General features: G+C 60.6%; 24 protein-coding genes. All 24 read right to left on the bottom strand.

From position 1 onward, the window contains the following. Positions 1-78: 78 nt before the first annotated feature. The 24 genes from secY to rny all read right to left on the bottom strand — a co-directional run bounded on the left by secY (position 79) and on the right by rny (position 14,859). Positions 79-1,395 (bottom strand): preprotein translocase subunit SecY, encoded by a 1,317-nt coding sequence (gene secY / locus HMPREF1546_RS17405; RefSeq protein WP_021749648.1) that lies wholly within the window; start codon positions 1,393-1,395, stop codon positions 79-81. Between the two features lies 1 nt (position 1,396). Next, complete coding sequence (gene rplO / locus HMPREF1546_RS17400; RefSeq protein WP_021749649.1) at positions 1,397-1,837, bottom strand: 50S ribosomal protein L15; 441 nt, start codon at positions 1,835-1,837, stop codon at positions 1,397-1,399. Between the two features lie 14 nt (positions 1,838-1,851). Beyond that, the gene (rpmD, locus tag HMPREF1546_RS17395) at positions 1,852-2,034 is read right to left on the bottom strand and encodes a 50S ribosomal protein L30 (RefSeq protein ID WP_021749650.1); all 183 of its coding nucleotides are present in this window, start codon (positions 2,032-2,034) and stop codon (positions 1,852-1,854) included. A 12-nt stretch (positions 2,035-2,046) separates the two neighbouring features. After that, positions 2,047-2,547: a 30S ribosomal protein S5 gene (rpsE, locus tag HMPREF1546_RS17390; RefSeq protein WP_021749651.1), complete on the bottom strand. Its 501-nt coding sequence runs from the start codon at positions 2,545-2,547 to the stop codon at positions 2,047-2,049. Positions 2,548-2,565: 18 nt separating this feature from the next. Beyond that, positions 2,566-2,925 carry a 50S ribosomal protein L18 gene (gene rplR, locus HMPREF1546_RS17385; RefSeq protein ID WP_021749652.1) on the bottom strand — a complete coding sequence of 120 codons (360 nt, stop codon included), beginning with the start codon at positions 2,923-2,925 and terminating at the stop codon, positions 2,566-2,568. Positions 2,926-2,939: 14 nt separating this feature from the next. After that, positions 2,940-3,485 (bottom strand): 50S ribosomal protein L6, encoded by a 546-nt coding sequence (gene rplF, locus HMPREF1546_RS17380; protein ID WP_025544558.1) that lies wholly within the window; start codon positions 3,483-3,485, stop codon positions 2,940-2,942. 15 nt (positions 3,486-3,500) lie between these two features. After that, a complete protein-coding gene (rpsH, locus tag HMPREF1546_RS17375; protein ID WP_021749654.1) occupies positions 3,501-3,899 on the bottom strand; it encodes a 30S ribosomal protein S8 in 399 nt (132 codons plus the stop codon). Positions 3,900-4,083: 184 nt separating this feature from the next. Next, on the bottom strand, positions 4,084-4,269 hold the full coding sequence (locus tag HMPREF1546_RS17370) for a type Z 30S ribosomal protein S14 (RefSeq protein ID WP_021749655.1): 186 nt from the start codon (positions 4,267-4,269) through the stop codon (positions 4,084-4,086). A gap of 13 nt (positions 4,270-4,282) precedes the next feature. Further along, the gene (gene rplE / locus HMPREF1546_RS17365; RefSeq protein WP_021749656.1) at positions 4,283-4,822 is read right to left on the bottom strand and encodes a 50S ribosomal protein L5; all 540 of its coding nucleotides are present in this window, start codon (positions 4,820-4,822) and stop codon (positions 4,283-4,285) included. Positions 4,823-4,839: 17 nt separating this feature from the next. Then, entirely contained in the window at positions 4,840-5,151 is a 312-nt protein-coding gene (gene rplX, locus HMPREF1546_RS17360; RefSeq protein WP_021749657.1) for a 50S ribosomal protein L24, read from the bottom strand. A 13-nt stretch (positions 5,152-5,164) separates the two neighbouring features. Beyond that, a complete protein-coding gene (rplN, locus tag HMPREF1546_RS17355; RefSeq protein ID WP_016321001.1) occupies positions 5,165-5,533 on the bottom strand; it encodes a 50S ribosomal protein L14 in 369 nt (122 codons plus the stop codon). Positions 5,534-5,545: 12 nt separating this feature from the next. Beyond that, a complete protein-coding gene (rpsQ, locus tag HMPREF1546_RS17350; protein WP_021749658.1) occupies positions 5,546-5,812 on the bottom strand; it encodes a 30S ribosomal protein S17 in 267 nt (88 codons plus the stop codon). A 17-nt stretch (positions 5,813-5,829) separates the two neighbouring features. Next, positions 5,830-6,039, bottom strand: coding sequence for a 50S ribosomal protein L29 (gene rpmC, locus HMPREF1546_RS17345; RefSeq protein ID WP_025545553.1), 210 nt, complete (start codon positions 6,037-6,039; stop codon positions 5,830-5,832). A gap of 2 nt (positions 6,040-6,041) precedes the next feature. Beyond that, on the bottom strand, positions 6,042-6,464 hold the full coding sequence (rplP, locus tag HMPREF1546_RS17340) for a 50S ribosomal protein L16 (RefSeq protein WP_021749660.1): 423 nt from the start codon (positions 6,462-6,464) through the stop codon (positions 6,042-6,044). Continuing rightward, positions 6,464-7,354, bottom strand: coding sequence for a 30S ribosomal protein S3 (gene rpsC / locus HMPREF1546_RS17335; protein WP_021749661.1), 891 nt, complete (start codon positions 7,352-7,354; stop codon positions 6,464-6,466). The genes rplP and rpsC overlap by 1 nt, the downstream gene beginning before the upstream one ends. Before the next feature lie 19 nt (positions 7,355-7,373). Next, on the bottom strand, positions 7,374-7,721 hold the full coding sequence (gene rplV / locus HMPREF1546_RS17330) for a 50S ribosomal protein L22 (protein WP_025544367.1): 348 nt from the start codon (positions 7,719-7,721) through the stop codon (positions 7,374-7,376). Positions 7,722-7,739: 18 nt separating this feature from the next. Beyond that, positions 7,740-8,003 carry a 30S ribosomal protein S19 gene (rpsS, locus tag HMPREF1546_RS17325; RefSeq protein WP_021749663.1) on the bottom strand — a complete coding sequence of 88 codons (264 nt, stop codon included), beginning with the start codon at positions 8,001-8,003 and terminating at the stop codon, positions 7,740-7,742. 14 nt (positions 8,004-8,017) lie between these two features. After that, positions 8,018-8,851 (bottom strand): 50S ribosomal protein L2, encoded by an 834-nt coding sequence (gene rplB, locus HMPREF1546_RS17320; RefSeq protein WP_025544366.1) that lies wholly within the window; start codon positions 8,849-8,851, stop codon positions 8,018-8,020. 24 nt (positions 8,852-8,875) lie between these two features. Continuing rightward, positions 8,876-9,172 carry a 50S ribosomal protein L23 gene (gene rplW / locus HMPREF1546_RS17315; RefSeq protein ID WP_021749665.1) on the bottom strand — a complete coding sequence of 99 codons (297 nt, stop codon included), beginning with the start codon at positions 9,170-9,172 and terminating at the stop codon, positions 8,876-8,878. After that, complete coding sequence (gene rplD / locus HMPREF1546_RS17310; RefSeq protein ID WP_025544363.1) at positions 9,172-9,795, bottom strand: 50S ribosomal protein L4; 624 nt, start codon at positions 9,793-9,795, stop codon at positions 9,172-9,174. Before rplD ends, rplW begins: the two co-directional genes overlap by 1 nt. 18 nt (positions 9,796-9,813) lie before the next feature. Then, positions 9,814-10,533 carry a 50S ribosomal protein L3 gene (gene rplC, locus HMPREF1546_RS17305; protein WP_021749667.1) on the bottom strand — a complete coding sequence of 240 codons (720 nt, stop codon included), beginning with the start codon at positions 10,531-10,533 and terminating at the stop codon, positions 9,814-9,816. A gap of 250 nt (positions 10,534-10,783) precedes the next feature. After that, positions 10,784-11,095, bottom strand: coding sequence for a 30S ribosomal protein S10 (rpsJ, locus tag HMPREF1546_RS17300; RefSeq protein ID WP_021749668.1), 312 nt, complete (start codon positions 11,093-11,095; stop codon positions 10,784-10,786). Positions 11,096-11,566: 471 nt separating this feature from the next. Then, complete coding sequence (gene proS, locus HMPREF1546_RS17295) at positions 11,567-13,006, bottom strand: proline--tRNA ligase (protein ID WP_036630538.1); 1,440 nt, start codon at positions 13,004-13,006, stop codon at positions 11,567-11,569. Positions 13,007-13,311: 305 nt separating this feature from the next. Then, positions 13,312-14,859, bottom strand: a complete 1,548-nt coding sequence (rny, locus tag HMPREF1546_RS17290) for a ribonuclease Y (RefSeq protein ID WP_021752184.1) — start codon at positions 14,857-14,859, stop codon at positions 13,312-13,314. Positions 14,860-15,109: the final 250 nt, after the last annotated feature.

Raw genomic sequence — 15,109 nt, 5'->3', positions numbered from 1 at the left:
ACAGGATTTCTGCCTGTGTTCCCTTACCGGCGCCAGGGGCGCCCAACAGGATCAGCTTCAATTGAAACGCCTTCTCTCTTATTCCAGGAAGCCCTTGTACTGACGCATCAGCATCTGGGCCTCCAGCGCCTTGACAGTCTCCAGAGCCACGCCGACCACGATGATGACGGAGGTGCCGCCGATCGCCAGATAAGCGTTGCCGACAGCCTTACCCAGCAGCAGCGGGCAGATCGCCACGATGCCCAGATAAATGGCGCCGAACAGGGTGATCTTGCTCAGGACTTTCTTGATGAAGTCCACAGTGGGCTTGCCGGGACGGAATCCCGGGATAAAGCCGCCCTGCTTCTTCAGGTTGTTGGCGATCTCCACCGGATTGAACTGGATGGTGGAGTAGAAATAGCTGAAACCGATGATCATGATGAAATACACGATCATATAGATGAAGGACTGGGTATCGATGGCGTCGTAGATTGCCCGGGAAACCGTCTCCTCCTCGGGAATACCGATGAAGGTCCAGATCGTCACGGGCAGAGACGCGATGCTCTGGGCGAAGATGATGGGCAGAACGCCGGACATATTCACCTTCATGGGGAGGTGAGAGCTCTGGCCGCCGTACATCTTCCGGCCCACCTGCCGCTTGGCATACTGGACGGGAATGCGGCGCTCTGCGTCGCTGATGAACACGACGAACACAACCAGCGCCAGGACGCCCACCAGCAGCAACACCACCAGAGCCGGGTGCAGCGCACCGTCCGCGGCAGCGCCGCCGTTGGCCCAGCTCACCACGCCGCTGTACAGAGAGCTGACAGAGGTGGGGATCCGGGACAGGATGCCGGCGAACAGAATGATGGAAATGCCGTTGCCGATGCCGAACTCCGTCACCTGCTCGCCCATCCACATGACGAAGGAGGAGCCGGCGATGAAGGACACGACGATGACCAGTGCGGGCCAGATGCCGGTGGCATCAGATGCCAGCAGGTTGTAGTTGCGCATCATGAAATAGTAACCGACCGCCTGCAGGATGGCGATGCCGACAGTGGTATAGCGGGTGATGGACTGGATCTTCTTCCGTCCCTCTTCACCGCCATCCTTGGCCAGCCGCTCCAGGGCCGGGATGGCCACAGTCAGCAGCTGGATGATGATGGATGCGTTGATATAGGGCTGGATGCTCAGGGCGAAGACCGTTGCCTGGGCAAAGGCGCCGCCGGACATCACGTTGTACAGGCCCAGAATGGTGCCGCCCATCTGATCCAGATAGGTCTCCAGCAGGCCGACATCCACGTAAGGCACCGTGATGGCGTTGCCGATCCGGAAGATCAACAGGATGAGGAGTGTAAAAATGATCTTCTTCCGCAGTTCGGGGATGCCCCACGCTTTGCGAATGGTTTGGATCACGTTACATCACCTCGGCCTTTCCGCCTGCTGCCTCGATAGCCTCCTTGGCAGAAGCGGAGAAAGCAGAAGCCTGGACAGTGAGCTTCTTGGACAGCTTGCCGCTGCCCAGAACCTTGTAGCCGTAGCGGCACTTGGAGAGGATACCCTTCTCCAGCAGCGCGTGGACCGTGACAGTATCGCCGTCCTGGAACTGATCCAGGGTGCTGAGATTCACGATCTCCAGGGGCTTTGCGAAGATGTTGTTGAAGCCGCGCTTGGGGATGCGGCGGGCCAGAGGCATCTGGCCGCCTTCAAAGCCAACACGGATCTTGCCGCCGGAGCGGGCCTTCTGGCCCTTGTGACCGCGGCCGCCGGTCTTTCCGTTGCCGGAGCCGGCGCCCCGGCCCTTCCGGTACGGGGCCCGGACGGAGCCCTCGGCGGGAGACAGTTCGCTCAACTTCATAATTCCGTGCCTCCTTATTTCACTTCTGTGACCTGCAGCAGGTAGCCGATCTTGGCGATCTTGCCGCGGGTCTGGTCGTTGTCGGGCTGCACGGTGATGTCACCGATCTTGCGCAGGCCCATGGAATGAGCGGTGGCGACCTGTTTTTCCAGGCGGCCGTTCAGGCTCTTGACGAGCTTAATATTTAAGTTTGCCATTTTTGCGCCTCCTTAACCCACGATCTCTTCGACGCTCTTGCCGCGGATGCGGGCGACCTCCTCGGGACCGCGCATGCTCTTGAGGCCCTCGAAGGCGGCGGCGACAACGTTGTTGGGGTTGTTGGAACGCAGGCACTTGGTCCGGATATCCTTGATGCCTGCGGCCTCGACGACGGCACGCACAGCGCCGCCGGCGATCACGCCGGTACCGGGGGCAGCGGGCTTCATCAGCACGCGGCCGGCGCCGGCCTCACCGATGGTCTCGTGGGGCACAGTGGTGCCGGAGAGGGTCACGGTGATCATGTTCTTCTTGGCAGCTTCGATACCCTTGCGGATGGCCTCGGGGACCTCAGCGGCCTTGCCCAGGCCATAGCCCACCTTGCCCTTGCCGTCGCCCACGACGACCAGGGCGGAGAATTTCATCACGCGGCCGCCCTTGACGGTCTTGGAGACGCGGTTCAGGGAAACGACCTTCTCGATATACTCGCTCTGTTCTCTTTCAAATCTAGGCATGTTGTCGTTCCTCCTCCCTTAGAATTTCAGGCCGCCCTCGCGGGCACCCTCAGCCAGAGCCTTCACGCGGCCGTGGTACAGATAGCCGCCGCGGTCAAACACGACAGTCTCGATACCCTTGGCCTTGGCGCGCTCGGCCACCAGCTTACCAACGGCAGTGGCAGCGGCGATATTGCCGCCGTAACCTTCGATGGCCTTGTCCAGGGAGGAAGCGGAAGCCAGGGTCACGCCGTTGACATCATCGATGACCTGGGCGTAGATGTTGGCCTCGCTGCGGAACACATTCAGACGCGGCATCTCAGGGGTGCCGGAGATCTTGGCGCGCACTCTCTTGTGGCGCTTCAGGCGCTGGGCGTTGGTATTCGGTCTCTTAATCATATCGGCACACCTCCTTACTTCTTGGCGCCGGTCTTACCGACCTTGCGGCGGATGACTTCATCGGCGTACTTGATGCCCTTGCCCTTATAAGGCTCGGGAGGACGCTTCTCGCGGACCTCGGCCGCAAACTGGCCGACAGCCTGCTTGTCGCATCCGTTGATGACGATTTTATTGGGAGCGGGGACATCGATGGTGATGCCCTCGATCTCAGAAACGATCACCTGGTGAGAGAAGCCCAGGTTCATGACCAGGTTCTTACCCTCCTTGGCCACACGGTAGCCGACGCCGTTAACCTCCAGCTCCTTCTTGTAGCCGTCGGTCACACCGACGATCATGTTATGGAGCAGAGTGCGGGTCAGGCCGTGGAGGCTGCGGTGCAGCTTGTCGTCGGAAGGACGCTCCACGGTGATCGTGCTGCCTTCCTGTTTAAGAATCATCTCAGGGCGCAGAGCCTTCGTCAGCTCGCCCTTGGGTCCCTTAACGGTCACCACATTACCCTCGGCGACATTGACGGTGACGCCGGCGGGAACGGTAATGGGCATTCTGCCAATTCTAGACATGGTCCAATACCCTCCTTACCAAACGAATGCCAGGACCTCGCCGCCGACATGGAGCTCGCGGGCCTTCTTGTCGGTCATGACGCCCTTGGACGTAGAGATGATAGCGATGCCCAGGCCGCGGAGCACGCGGGGCAGCTCGTCGGCGCCCACATAGACGCGCAGGCCGGGCTTGGAGACGCGGCGCAGGCCGGTGATAACCTTTTCCTTGCCCGCGTTGTACTTCAGGGAGATGTGGATGACACCCTGGGTTCCGTCCTCCACCACCTGGAAGTTCTTGATATAGCCCTCATCCAGCAGAATCTGAGCGATGCTCTTCTTCATGTTGGAGGCGGGAACATCAACGGTGTCGTGCTTGGCGTTGTTGGCGTTGCGGATGCGGGTCAGCATATCCGCAACCGGATCGGTGATATGCATAATAAATCCTCCTATTTTAGAGTTGCGGCTCTCTCGAGACCGCTGCGGCAGCGAGGTATCATGGCGAATGGAGCAGTCCGCTCGCGCGTGGTGCCCAATTCGTCATGACCTTTCGCCATCCGATCTGCCAAAGGCTCCATATCAAAAGCCCGTGGTCACAAAATTTGGTTGCGCGGGGCGCCTCTCAGAAGGAGGCCTTCCGCACGCCGGGGATCTCGCCCTTGTAGGCCAGTTCCCGGAAGCAGATACGGCAGACGCCGTAGTCACGCAGATAGGCGTGGGGGCGGCCGCACAGCTTGCAGCGGTTGTATCTCCGGGAGGAGAACTTGGGAGCCCGCTGCTGCTTGAGAATCATGGATTTCTTTGCCATCGTTTCTTCCTCCTTAGCGGGCGAAGGGAGCGCCGACCTGCTCCAGCAGGGCGCGGGCCTCTTCATCGGTGTGCGCGGTGGTGCAGATGACCACATCCATGCCGCGGATCTTGTCGATCTTGTCGTACTCGATCTCGGGGAAGATCAGCTGCTCCTTGATGCCCAGGGCATAGTTGCCGCGGCCGTCGAAGGAGTTGGGGTTGATGCCCTGGAAATCACGGACGCGGGGCAGGGCCACGTTGAACAGGCGGTCCAGGAACTCCCACATCTTGTCGCCCCGCAGGGTGACCTTGGCGCCGATGGGCATATCCTCACGCAGCTTGAAGTTTGCGATGGACTTGCGGGCCCGGGTAATGACGGGCTTCTGGCCGGTAATCTGGCTCAGATCGCCCACCACGTTCTCCAGAACCTTGGAGTTTTCACGCGCCTCACCGCAGCCCACGTTCACGACCACCTTGTCGATCTTGGGGATCTGCATGACGCTCTTGTAGCCGAACTGCTTCATCAGGGCGGGAGCGACTTCGGCAGTGTATTTTTCTTTCAGTCTGGCCATTTGTCAGCTCTCCTTTCTCACAGCTCAGCGCCGCAGTGCTTGCACACGCGGGTCTTCTTGCCGCCCTCGATCTTGTGGGCGACGCGGGTGCCCTTGCTGCACTTGGGGCACACCACCTGCACCTTGCAGGCGGCAATGGCGGCCTCGCGCTTCATGATGCCGCCCTCTTCGCCCTGCTTGCGGGGCTTGACGTGGCAGGTCACCATGTTGATGCCCTCCACGACAACCTTCAGGGAGCCGGGAACGGTGCCCAGCACCTTGCCCTGCTTGCCCTTGTCCTTGCCGGACAGGACGACAACGGTATCGCCCTTCTTAATGTTCATAGCCATTTCGCTGCCCTCCTCAAATCACTTCGGGAGCGAGGGACAGGATCTTCATGTAATCCTTGTCGCGCAGCTCACGAGCAACCGGCCCGAAGATACGGGTGCCTCTGGGGTTCTTGTCATCCTTGATCAGGACGGCGGCATTGTCGTCGAAACGGACATAGGTGCCGTCCGCCCGGCGGACGCCCTTGGCGCTGCGGACGATCACGGCCTTGACGACCTCGCCCTTCTTCACCGTGCCGCCGGGGGTGGACTTGCGGACGGACGCGACGATCACATCGCCGATGTTGCCGAACTTCCGCTTGGAGCCGCCCAGGACACGGATGCACTTGATCTCCTTGGCGCCGGTATTATCGGCCACCTTCAGAAATGTTTCCTGCTGAATCATAACGGCACCTCCTTACTTCGCTTTTTCAATGATCTCGACCACGCGCCACCGCTTGTCCTTGGACAGGGGGCGGGTCTCCATCACTTTGACCCGGTCGCCGATGCCGCAGGCATTCTCCTCGTCATGGGCCTTCAGCTTGTAAGTGCGGCCGACGATCTTCTTGTACAGGGGATGGGCCACACGGTCTTCAATGGCGACGACCACGGTCTTGTCCATCTTGTCGGATACGACTCTGCCGACCCGGGTCTTGCGGGAGGAAGTTCTCTTCTCTTCGTTCATGTTCGATTCCCTCCTTCTTACTGCTTGTCAGAAGCTCCGGAGAGCTCCTTTTGACGCAACATGGTCTTGACTCGGGCAATGTCATGCTTGGTCTCCCGGATCTTCAGGGGATTATCCAGCTGATTGGTGGCGTGCTGCATACGCAGATAGAAAAGATCCTTCTTCAGGCCCACCAGCTTCTCGTTGAGCTGCTCGGGGGTCATGCTACGAATTTCACTTGCCTTCATCTTCACTCACCTGCTTCCTCGGTGCGGGCGACGATCTTCGTCTTGATGGGCAGCTTGTGGCTGGCCAGACGAAGCGCCTCGCGGGCAACTTCTTCAGACACGCCGGCGATCTCGAACATGATGCGGCCGGGCTTCACGACGGCAACCCAGAACTCGGGGGAACCCTTACCGGAACCCATGCGGGTCTCAGCGGGCTTCTTGGTCACGGGCTTGTCGGGGAAAATCTTGATCCAAACCTGACCGCCACGCTTGGTGTAGCGGGTCATGGCGATACGGGCCGCCTCGATCTGATTGCTGGTGATCCAGGCGGGCTCCAGGGCCTGCAGGCCGAACTCACCGTAGGCAATGGTGTTGCCGCGGGTGGCCTTGCCGGTCATACGGCCGCGGTGTACACGGCGATACTTGACTCTCTTCGGCAGAAGCATTACTGGGCTCCTCCTTCCTTAGCGGGTGCCGCGGGCGCCGCGGGGGCAGCCGGACGGCTGGGATTGGTGGCACGGTTGAAACCGCCCTGGGGACGGCCCTGGCCGCGGTTGAAACCGCCCTGACGGTCACGGTTGAACCCGCCGCCCTGGCGCCGGTCGCCGAAACCGCCGCGGCGGTCGCCATCCCGGCGGGGACGACGCTCACGACGCTCCTGGTAGGGCTTGGAGGTGTCCATGGTGCGGGGGGTGGTGCGCAGGGTCTGAGAGAGGACCTCTCCCTTGTAGATCCAGACCTTCACGCCGATGCGGCCGAAGGTGGTGGCAGCCTCCGCGAAGCCGTACTCAATGTCGGCGCGGATGGTCTGCAGGGGGATGGTGCCCTCGTGATAGTGCTCCACGCCGGCGATCTCACGTCCGCCCAGACGGCCGGAGCAGCAAACCTTGATGCCCTTGGCGCCGGCGCGCATGGCGCGGGCCATGGCGTTCTTCATGGCGCGGCGGTGAGAGATACGCTTCTCCAGCTGCTGGGCGATGTTCTCCGCCACCAGCTGGGCGTTCATGTCGGGGTTGCGGACCTCGACGATGTTCAGGCGCACCTTCTTGCCGATCAGCTTCTCCACAGCGAGACGATACTGCTCGATCTGCTCGCCGCCCTTGCCGATGACCATGCCCGGCCGGGCGCAGTGGAGGAAGATGGTGACGACTTCGTTGCTCCGCTCGATCTCGATCTTGGGAACACCGGCGCCGTACAGGGTCTTCTTCAGGTACTTGCGGATCTTCTGATCCTCGACGATCAGATCGCCGACCTTCTCATCACTGGCATACCAACGGGAATCCCAGTCTTTGATGACGCCCACGCGCAGGCCGTGGGGATTTACTTTCTGTCCCATAAAACTGTTCTCCTCCCTCTTATGCCTTTTCCGTCACAGCCAGGGTGACGTGAGAAGTCTTCTTATTAATCCGATAGGCGCGGCCCTGAGCCCGGGGCATCATCCGCTTCAGGATGGGGCCGGGAGTGGCGAACACCTCGGACACCACCAGCTTGGCGGGGTCCATGCCGAAGTTGTTCTCGGCATTGGCACAGGCGGACTTCAGGAGCTTCATCAGAGGCTCGGAAGCGGCCTTGGGGGTCTGCATCAGGATCGCCATGGCGGTGCCGGCGTCCTTGCCGCGGATCAGATCACACACGATCTGGACCTTGCGGGGAGCGATGCGGACATAGCGCAGATACGCTTTGGCAATCTTCATCTCTTCCATGTTCTGCATCCTCCTTCATTAAGAATCTTTCCGATGGCCGCGGAAGGTGCGGGTGGGCGCGAACTCACCCAGCTTGTGGCCGACCATATCCTCCTGGATATAGACAGGCACGTGCTTGCGGCCGTCGTGAACGGCGATGGTGTGGCCCACGAAGGCGGGGAAGATGGTAGAGCTCCGGCTCCAGGTCTTGAGGACCTTCTTCTCGTTCTTCGCGTTCATTTCCTCGACCCGCTTCAGAAGCTCCGGGGCAACATACGGGCCTTTTTTAATGGATCTGCTCATATTGACTTGCCTCCTTACTTCTCGTTGCGGCGCTTGACGATGAATTTATTGGTGGGGTTCTTGCCCTTGCGGGTCTTGTAACCCATGGCGGGCTTGCCCCAGGGGGTCACCGGGCCGGGACGGCCGACGGGTGCGCGGCCCTCGCCGCCGCCGTGGGGGTGGTCATTGGGGTTCATGACGGAGCCGCGCACGGTGGGACGCCAGCCCATGTGACGCTTGCGGCCGGCCTTGCCGATGTTGATGTTCTCGTGCTCGATGTTGCCAACCTGACCGATGGTGGCGTAGCAGTTGGTGCGCACGATGCGGACCTCGCCGGAAGGCAGGCGGATCTGGGCGTCGCCGCCCTCCTTGGCCATCAGCTGAGCGGCGGTGCCGGCGGAGCGCACCAGCTGGGCGCCGTTGCCGGGATGCAGCTCGATGTTATGGATCACGGTACCAACAGGGATGTTGGCGATGGGCAGGGCGTTGCCGGGCAGGATGTCCGCCTCGGGGCCGGTCATGATCTTGTGGCCGGCCTTCAGGCCCAGGGGCGCCAGGATATAGCGCTTCTCGCCGTCCTCATACTGGATCAGAGCGATGTTGGCGCTGCGGTTGGGATCGTACTCCAGGCGCAGCACGGTGGCGGAGCCGATCTTGTCCCGCTTGAAGTCAATGATGCGGTACTTGCGCTTGTTGCCGCCGCCGCGGTGGCGGACGGTGATGCGGCCGTAGCTGTTGCGGCCGGAACTCTTCTTCAGGGGCTCAGTCAGGCTGGGCTCGGGCTTCGCCTTCTTGTCGATGCCGTCGAACCCGGAGACCGTCATCTGCCGTCTGGAGGGAGTCGTCGGCTTAAAAGTTTTGATAGACATGTCGCGTTACACTCCTTCCGTTTATCAGACCATACCTTCGAAGAACTCGATGGTCTTGGAATCCGCCGCCAGCTGGACATAGGCCTTTTTCCAGGTCTTGGTCATGCCGGGACGGCCGGCACCCATGCGCTTCTCCTTGCCGGGCACCGTCAGGGTGTTGACAGAGGCAACCTTCACACCGAAGATCTCCTCCACCGCCTTCTTGATCTCGATCTTGCCGGCGTCCTTGGCCACCTCGAAGACGTACTTCTTGTCGGCGGCACCGGACATGGCGCGCTCGGTGATGATGGGGCGGATGATAATATCGTAAGCGGTAGCCATTACGCGTACACCTCCTCGATTTTTGCGAGGGCGTCCTTGTCCACGACCAGATACTTGGCGTTCAGGATGTCATAGACGCTCAGGATGGAAGCGGGAGTGGTCACAACGCCGGGGATGTTCCGCGCGCTCTTGACGATGGTCTGATCCACGGCGGGGGTGACCACCATGGCCTTGCCGTCCACACCGACGGCGGTGAGGAACTTGCGGAAGTCAGCGGTCTTGATGGCGTCCATCTTGATGGAGTCGATGACCACCATCTGGCCCTCGGCCACCTTGGCGGAGAGGACGGACTTCAGCGCCAGGCGCTTGACCTTCTTATTCAGCACATAGCTGTAATCCCGGGGCTTGGGGGCAAACACGATGCCGCCGTGGGTCCACTGGGGAGCACGGGTGCTGCCCTGCCGGGCGTGGCCGGTGCCCTTCTGACGCCAGGGCTTTCTGCCGCCACCGGAGACTTCGGCGCGGGTGAGGGCGCTCTGGGTACCCTGTCTGCAGTTGGCGAGGTGGTTCTTGACAACCTCGTGCACGACGGTCTGGTTGGGCTCGATGCCGAAGATCGCGTCGTTCAGTTCCACAGTGCCGACTTCTGCGCCGGCCATGTTCAACACTTTCATAGTAGACATTGATCAAGCACCCCTTTCTTACTTGTTTCTGGCGGAGGCCTTCTGCGGGTTGCGGCCGGAGGCCTTCTGCGGGTTCTTGCTGATGTCAGCGCCGGCCTGCTTGACCTTGTGGACCTTGACCGTGGACTTGATGGTCACGAGGCCGCCCTTGGGGCCGGGGATCGCGCCGCAGACCACCAGCATGTTCAGCTCGGGGTCGACCTTGACGACGCTCAGGTTCTGGACAGTCACCTGCTCCACGCCCATGTGGCCGGCGCCGATGGTGCCCTTGATGATCTTGGACATGTGGCTGGTAGCGCCCAGAGAACCGATCTGACGGGCCACAGGGCCGGAGCCGTGGGTCTCCTTCAGGCGGTGGGCACCGTGGCGCTTGATGACGCCCTGATAGCCGTGGCCCTTGCTGATGCCGGTGACATCCACGAAGTCGCCCGCCTGGAAGGCATCAGCCTTCACGATGTCGCCCACGTTCAGCTCGGCGGCATTCTCCAGATCGAACTCCCGCAGGTACTTCTTGGGAGCCACGCCGGCCTTGTCCAGGTGGCCCTTCTCGGGCTTGGTGAGCTTGCGCTCAGAGATGTCCTCAAAGCCCAGCTGGACCGCCTCATAGCCTTCCTTTTCGGAAGTCTTCTTCTGCACGACCACGCAGGGACCCGCCTCGATCACGGTGACGGGGATCACATGGCCGTTCTCGTCAAAAATCTGGGACATGCCCACTTTTTTGCCGATGATCGCTTTCATGGTTGTTCCTCCTTAAAGGTTATTGGTCGGCTTAGATACGTGCGGGTTGGGTCCCGCCGCATTGCTCTGCCGACATGACCCGTCTGCCTCGCAAGACGGCAGACATGGACAGCAAACAATTTTCAATCTATTTTCGCCGCGGCGTGTACGTGGCGAAAATACCTTGACTCAGCCGCCCTGGGCGGCGCCGCCAGTGCGCACACTGGCGAGGGGGAATCTAAAGGGGGGATTTCATCCCCTCTTTAATTGGTTACAGCTTGATCTCGATCTCCACGCCGGCAGGCAGCTCCAGGGCCATCAGGGCCTCCACCGTCTTGGGGGTGGACTTGGTGATGTCGATGAGGCGCTTGTGGGTGCGGCGCTCAAACTGCTCGCGGCTGTCCTTGTACTTGTGGACGGCCCGCAGGATGGTGACGACTTCCTTCTTGGTGGGCAGAGGGATGGGGCCGGACACGGAAGCGCCGGTGCGCTTGGCGGTCTCCACGATCTTCTCTGCGCTCTGGTCGATGACCTGATGGTCATAGGCCTTCAGCCGGATGCGGATCATTTCTTTCTGAGCCATGGTTGTTTCCTCCTGATTTCGTAGGTAGTTTCACGAGTCTCGACGACCTACGGCGAGAGAATTTTTCTATACGCTTAACCGTGCGTATCATTCCAGCTCATGAAAAATACCGGCGCATGATACGGCCGGTATCCTGTCATGGCGCAGCGATCTACGCAACGTACAGATCCTTCTCAGCCGCCCGATTATCGGACATACTCCCCGGAAGTTACCTCTTTCGAGCAATCTCCCGGTTCATCGCAGTACTCGCCGGGCGCAGTTCTGCCCTCCACGCGAGCTTTATTATCATAAAAGAAAATCTTGCTAATGTCAAGCCTATTTTCTCTGTTTTTTATGAAAATATGAAGATTTTTTTGGAGGGCTGGATCTTTTTCCAATTCTTCCGAAATTTTGGAGGAAAACCGTCGGTTTCAGCCCTTCCGGACTGCTGAAAAAGAGAGGAGGGGGCGTTCCCCTCCTCCCTTTTCGTTCTCAATAAGCCACACCCCAGTAGATGTCGGTGGTGCATTTCCTGCCGCACACGGGGCAGGTGCCCTCCGTGCCGCTCTGGACCAGGGGCATACAGCGGGAGCTGACACCGGCCCGCTCCTTCATGGCCAGCTCACACTCCAGACTGCCGCACCACTTGGACCGGAGGAAGCCGCCCTTCCCCTCCACAATGGCCTTGGCCTCCTCGGGAGTTTGGATGTCGAAGGTGTTGTCCTCCCGGTTCTTCAGGGCCATGGCATACAGATTGTCATGGATGTGATCCAGCAGGGCCTTCACGGCGCTCTCCAGCTCCGCCAGGGCCACGGTGATCTTCTCGCCGGTGTCCCGCCGGGCAATGACGCACTGCTCCTTCTCCATGTCTTTGGGGCCGATCTCCACCCGGACGGGCACACCCTTCATCTCATACTCTGCGAACTTCCAGCCGGGGGAGTTATCAGAGTCGTCCATCTTGCTCCGCACGCCGGCCGCGTTCAGCCGGTCCCGCAGAGAGGCCGCCGCCTCCAGCACCCCGGGCTTGTGGGCCGCCACGGGGATCACCACCGCCTGGGTGGGGGCGATCCGAGGAGGCAGCACCAGGCCGTTGTCGTCGCCGTGGGTCATGATGATGCCGCCGATCATCCGGGTGCTGACGCCCCAGCTGGTCTGGTGGGGATAGTGGGGCTGGTTGTCCTTGCCAGTGAACGTGATGTCAAACGCCTTGGCAAAACCGTCACCGAAGTAGTGACTGGTGCCCGCCTGGAGGGCCTTATGGTCGTGCATCATACACTCCACCGTGTAGGTCTCCTCTGCGCCGTTGAACTTCTCCTTGTCGGTCTTGCGGCCCTTGATGACAGGCATAGCCAGCACGTTCTCCATGAAGTCCGCGTAGATGTTCAGCATCTGCATGGTCTCTTCCCGGGCCTCTTCGGCGGTGGCGTGCATGGTGTGGCCCTCCTGCCACAGGAATTCCCGATGGCGCAGGAAGGGGCGGGAGGTCTTTTCCCACCGCAGCACGCTGCACCACTGGTTGTACAGCTTGGGCAGGTCCCGCCAGGAGTGGATGATGTTGGCATAATGTTCGCAGAAGAGCGTCTCCGAAGTGGGGCGGATAGCGCAGCGGTCCTCCAGCTTCTCACTGCCGCCCACAGTGACCCACGCACATTCGGGTGCAAAGCCCTCCACATGGTCCTTCTCCTTCTGGAGCAGGGACTCCGGGATCAGCACCGGCAGGTACACATTCTCGTGCCCCGTGGCCTTGAAGCGCCGGTCCAGCTCCGCCTGGATATTCTCCCACAGGGCGTAGCCGTAGGGCCGGTAGATGAACATGCCCTTCACGGAGGTGTAGTCGATCAGCTCCGCCTTCTTGCAGACGTCCGTGTACCACTGGGCGAAGTCTACGTCCCGTGCGGTGATGGCGTCCACCTGTCTCTTATCCTGTGCCATAGTCTTCATCCTTTTCTCTATGATCGCGCCGTCCTTCGGCGCAGTTTACACTGAACATTTATTGTATCCACTCTGGGAGAAAAAGTCAACTGTTATGGCTCCCTGGTTCCGCATTTGCAGAACTGATATTGCGCCGAAGCTTGCTCTCTTTGATATTTGAGAGGAAAGCAGGGCGCTTTCCTGCAGGAGATTCGTCCATATAGGCAGGCTATGTGCTCCGGCGGCTCCCATCTGCTGACGGAAGTACCCTTCTTCGAAACCAAGAACAGGCGGCGGGCCGATGGCCCGCCGCCTTGCTGCAATTCTTATTTCGCGTACTCGATGACCTTGGTCTCCCGCAGGACGTGGACCTTGATCTGACCGGGGTACTCCATTTCCTCCTCGATCTTCTTGGCCAGGTCCCGGGCCAGGATGACCATCTGGTCCTCGCTGACCTGCTCGGGCCTCACCATGACCCGCACCTCGCGGCCGGCCTGGATGGCGTAGGCCTTATCCACGCCGGGATAGGAGCCGGTGATGGTTTCCAGCTGCTCCAGACGCTTGATGTAGTTCTCCAGATTCTCCCGCCGGGCACCGGGGCGGGCTGCGGAGATAGCGTCTGCCGCCTGCACCAGACAGGCCACCACGGTCCGTGGCTCCACATCGTTGTGGTGGGCCTCGATGGCGTGGATGATGTCCTCCCGCTCCTTGTACTTCCGGGCGAACTCCACACCCAGGGACACGTGGGTGCCCTCCAGCTCGTGGTCCACGGCCTTGCCCAGATCGTGGAGCAGGCCGGCCCGCTTGGCTGCCTGGACATCCGCACCCAGCTCGGAGGCCATCATGCCGGCGATGTGGCTGACCTCGATGGAGTGCTGCAGGACGTTCTGGCCGTAGCTGGTCCGGTAGTGGAGGCGGCCCAGCATCTTCACCAGCTCCGGGTGCAGGTTCCGCACGCCGCACTCGAACACGGCGCGCTCACCCTCTGCCTTGATGGTGTTCTCCACTTCCCGGCGTGCCTTCTCCACCATCTCCTCAATGTGGGTGGGATGGATGCGGCCGTCGGCGATCAGCTTCTCCAGGGCCAGGCGGGCGATCTCCCGCCGCACCGGCTCGAAGCAGGAGACGGTGATGGCCTCGGGCGTGTCGTCGATGATGAGATCCACACCCGTCAGGGTCTCGATGGTGCGGATGTTGCGGCCCTCGCGGCCGATGATGCGGCCCTTCATCTCGTCATTGGGCAGGGGAACCACACTGACGGTCATTTCGGCCACCTGGTCAGCAGCGCACCGCTGGATGGCCTGGGCCACCACTTCCCGGGCGCGCGCCTCGCACTCTTCCTTCATCCGGGACTCGACCTCTTTGATCTTGAGGGCGGTCTCGTGGGTCACCTCGGCCTCCACCTGAGCGATCAGATAGGCCTTGGCCTCCTCGGCGGTGAAGCCGGAAATCCGCTCCAGCATCTCCGTCTGGCTGCGCTTGATGACTTTGATCTCCTCGTTTTCCTTGTCGATGGCCGCATGCTTCTGGGCCAGGGACTCCTCTCTCTTCTCCAGAGCCTCGGTCTTGCGGTCGAGGTTCTCTTCCTTCTGCTGCAGGCGGTTTTCCTGCCGCTGCAGGTCGGCTCTGCGCGACTTCTCTTCCTTCTCGTACTCGCTGCGGTTCTTCAAAATCTCTTCTTTGGCTTCCAGCAGTGCCTCTTTTTTCTTGGTCTCGGCGCTCTTGATGGCCTCGTTGATGATGCGCTTTCCCTCTTCTTCCGCGCTTGAGATTTCCTTTTCAGAAACGGTTTTCCGGTAGCGAATACCGAGGAAGAAGCAGATCACGCCGCCAACTGCCAGCCCGATCAGGGCGGCAACGACGTTTCCAATCACGGTATCTTCTCCTCCTGTGTCCGGTATCCTGTACGCTTTGGGTTTTATATGCAGGCCGCATGGGCCGCATGGGCAGAAAACAATCGGAAGGCCCCCTGTTGCCTGCCGACAATTATCCGTTTTTAGTTTAATCGTTCTGCCCTCTTCTGTCAAGGCAAATCTGTATATTTACCCAAATTCCGCCGAACGCTTTTGGAGTTTTTTACGAGGTCTGTCAGGTGTACCCCTGTCTCCGGCCCGCCGGCTTCCC

Source organism: Oscillibacter sp. KLE 1745, from assembly GCF_000469445.2.
Classification (GTDB): domain Bacteria; phylum Bacillota; class Clostridia; order Oscillospirales; family Oscillospiraceae; genus Oscillibacter; species Oscillibacter welbionis.
This window is presented reverse-complemented; position numbering and strand designations above follow the sequence as displayed.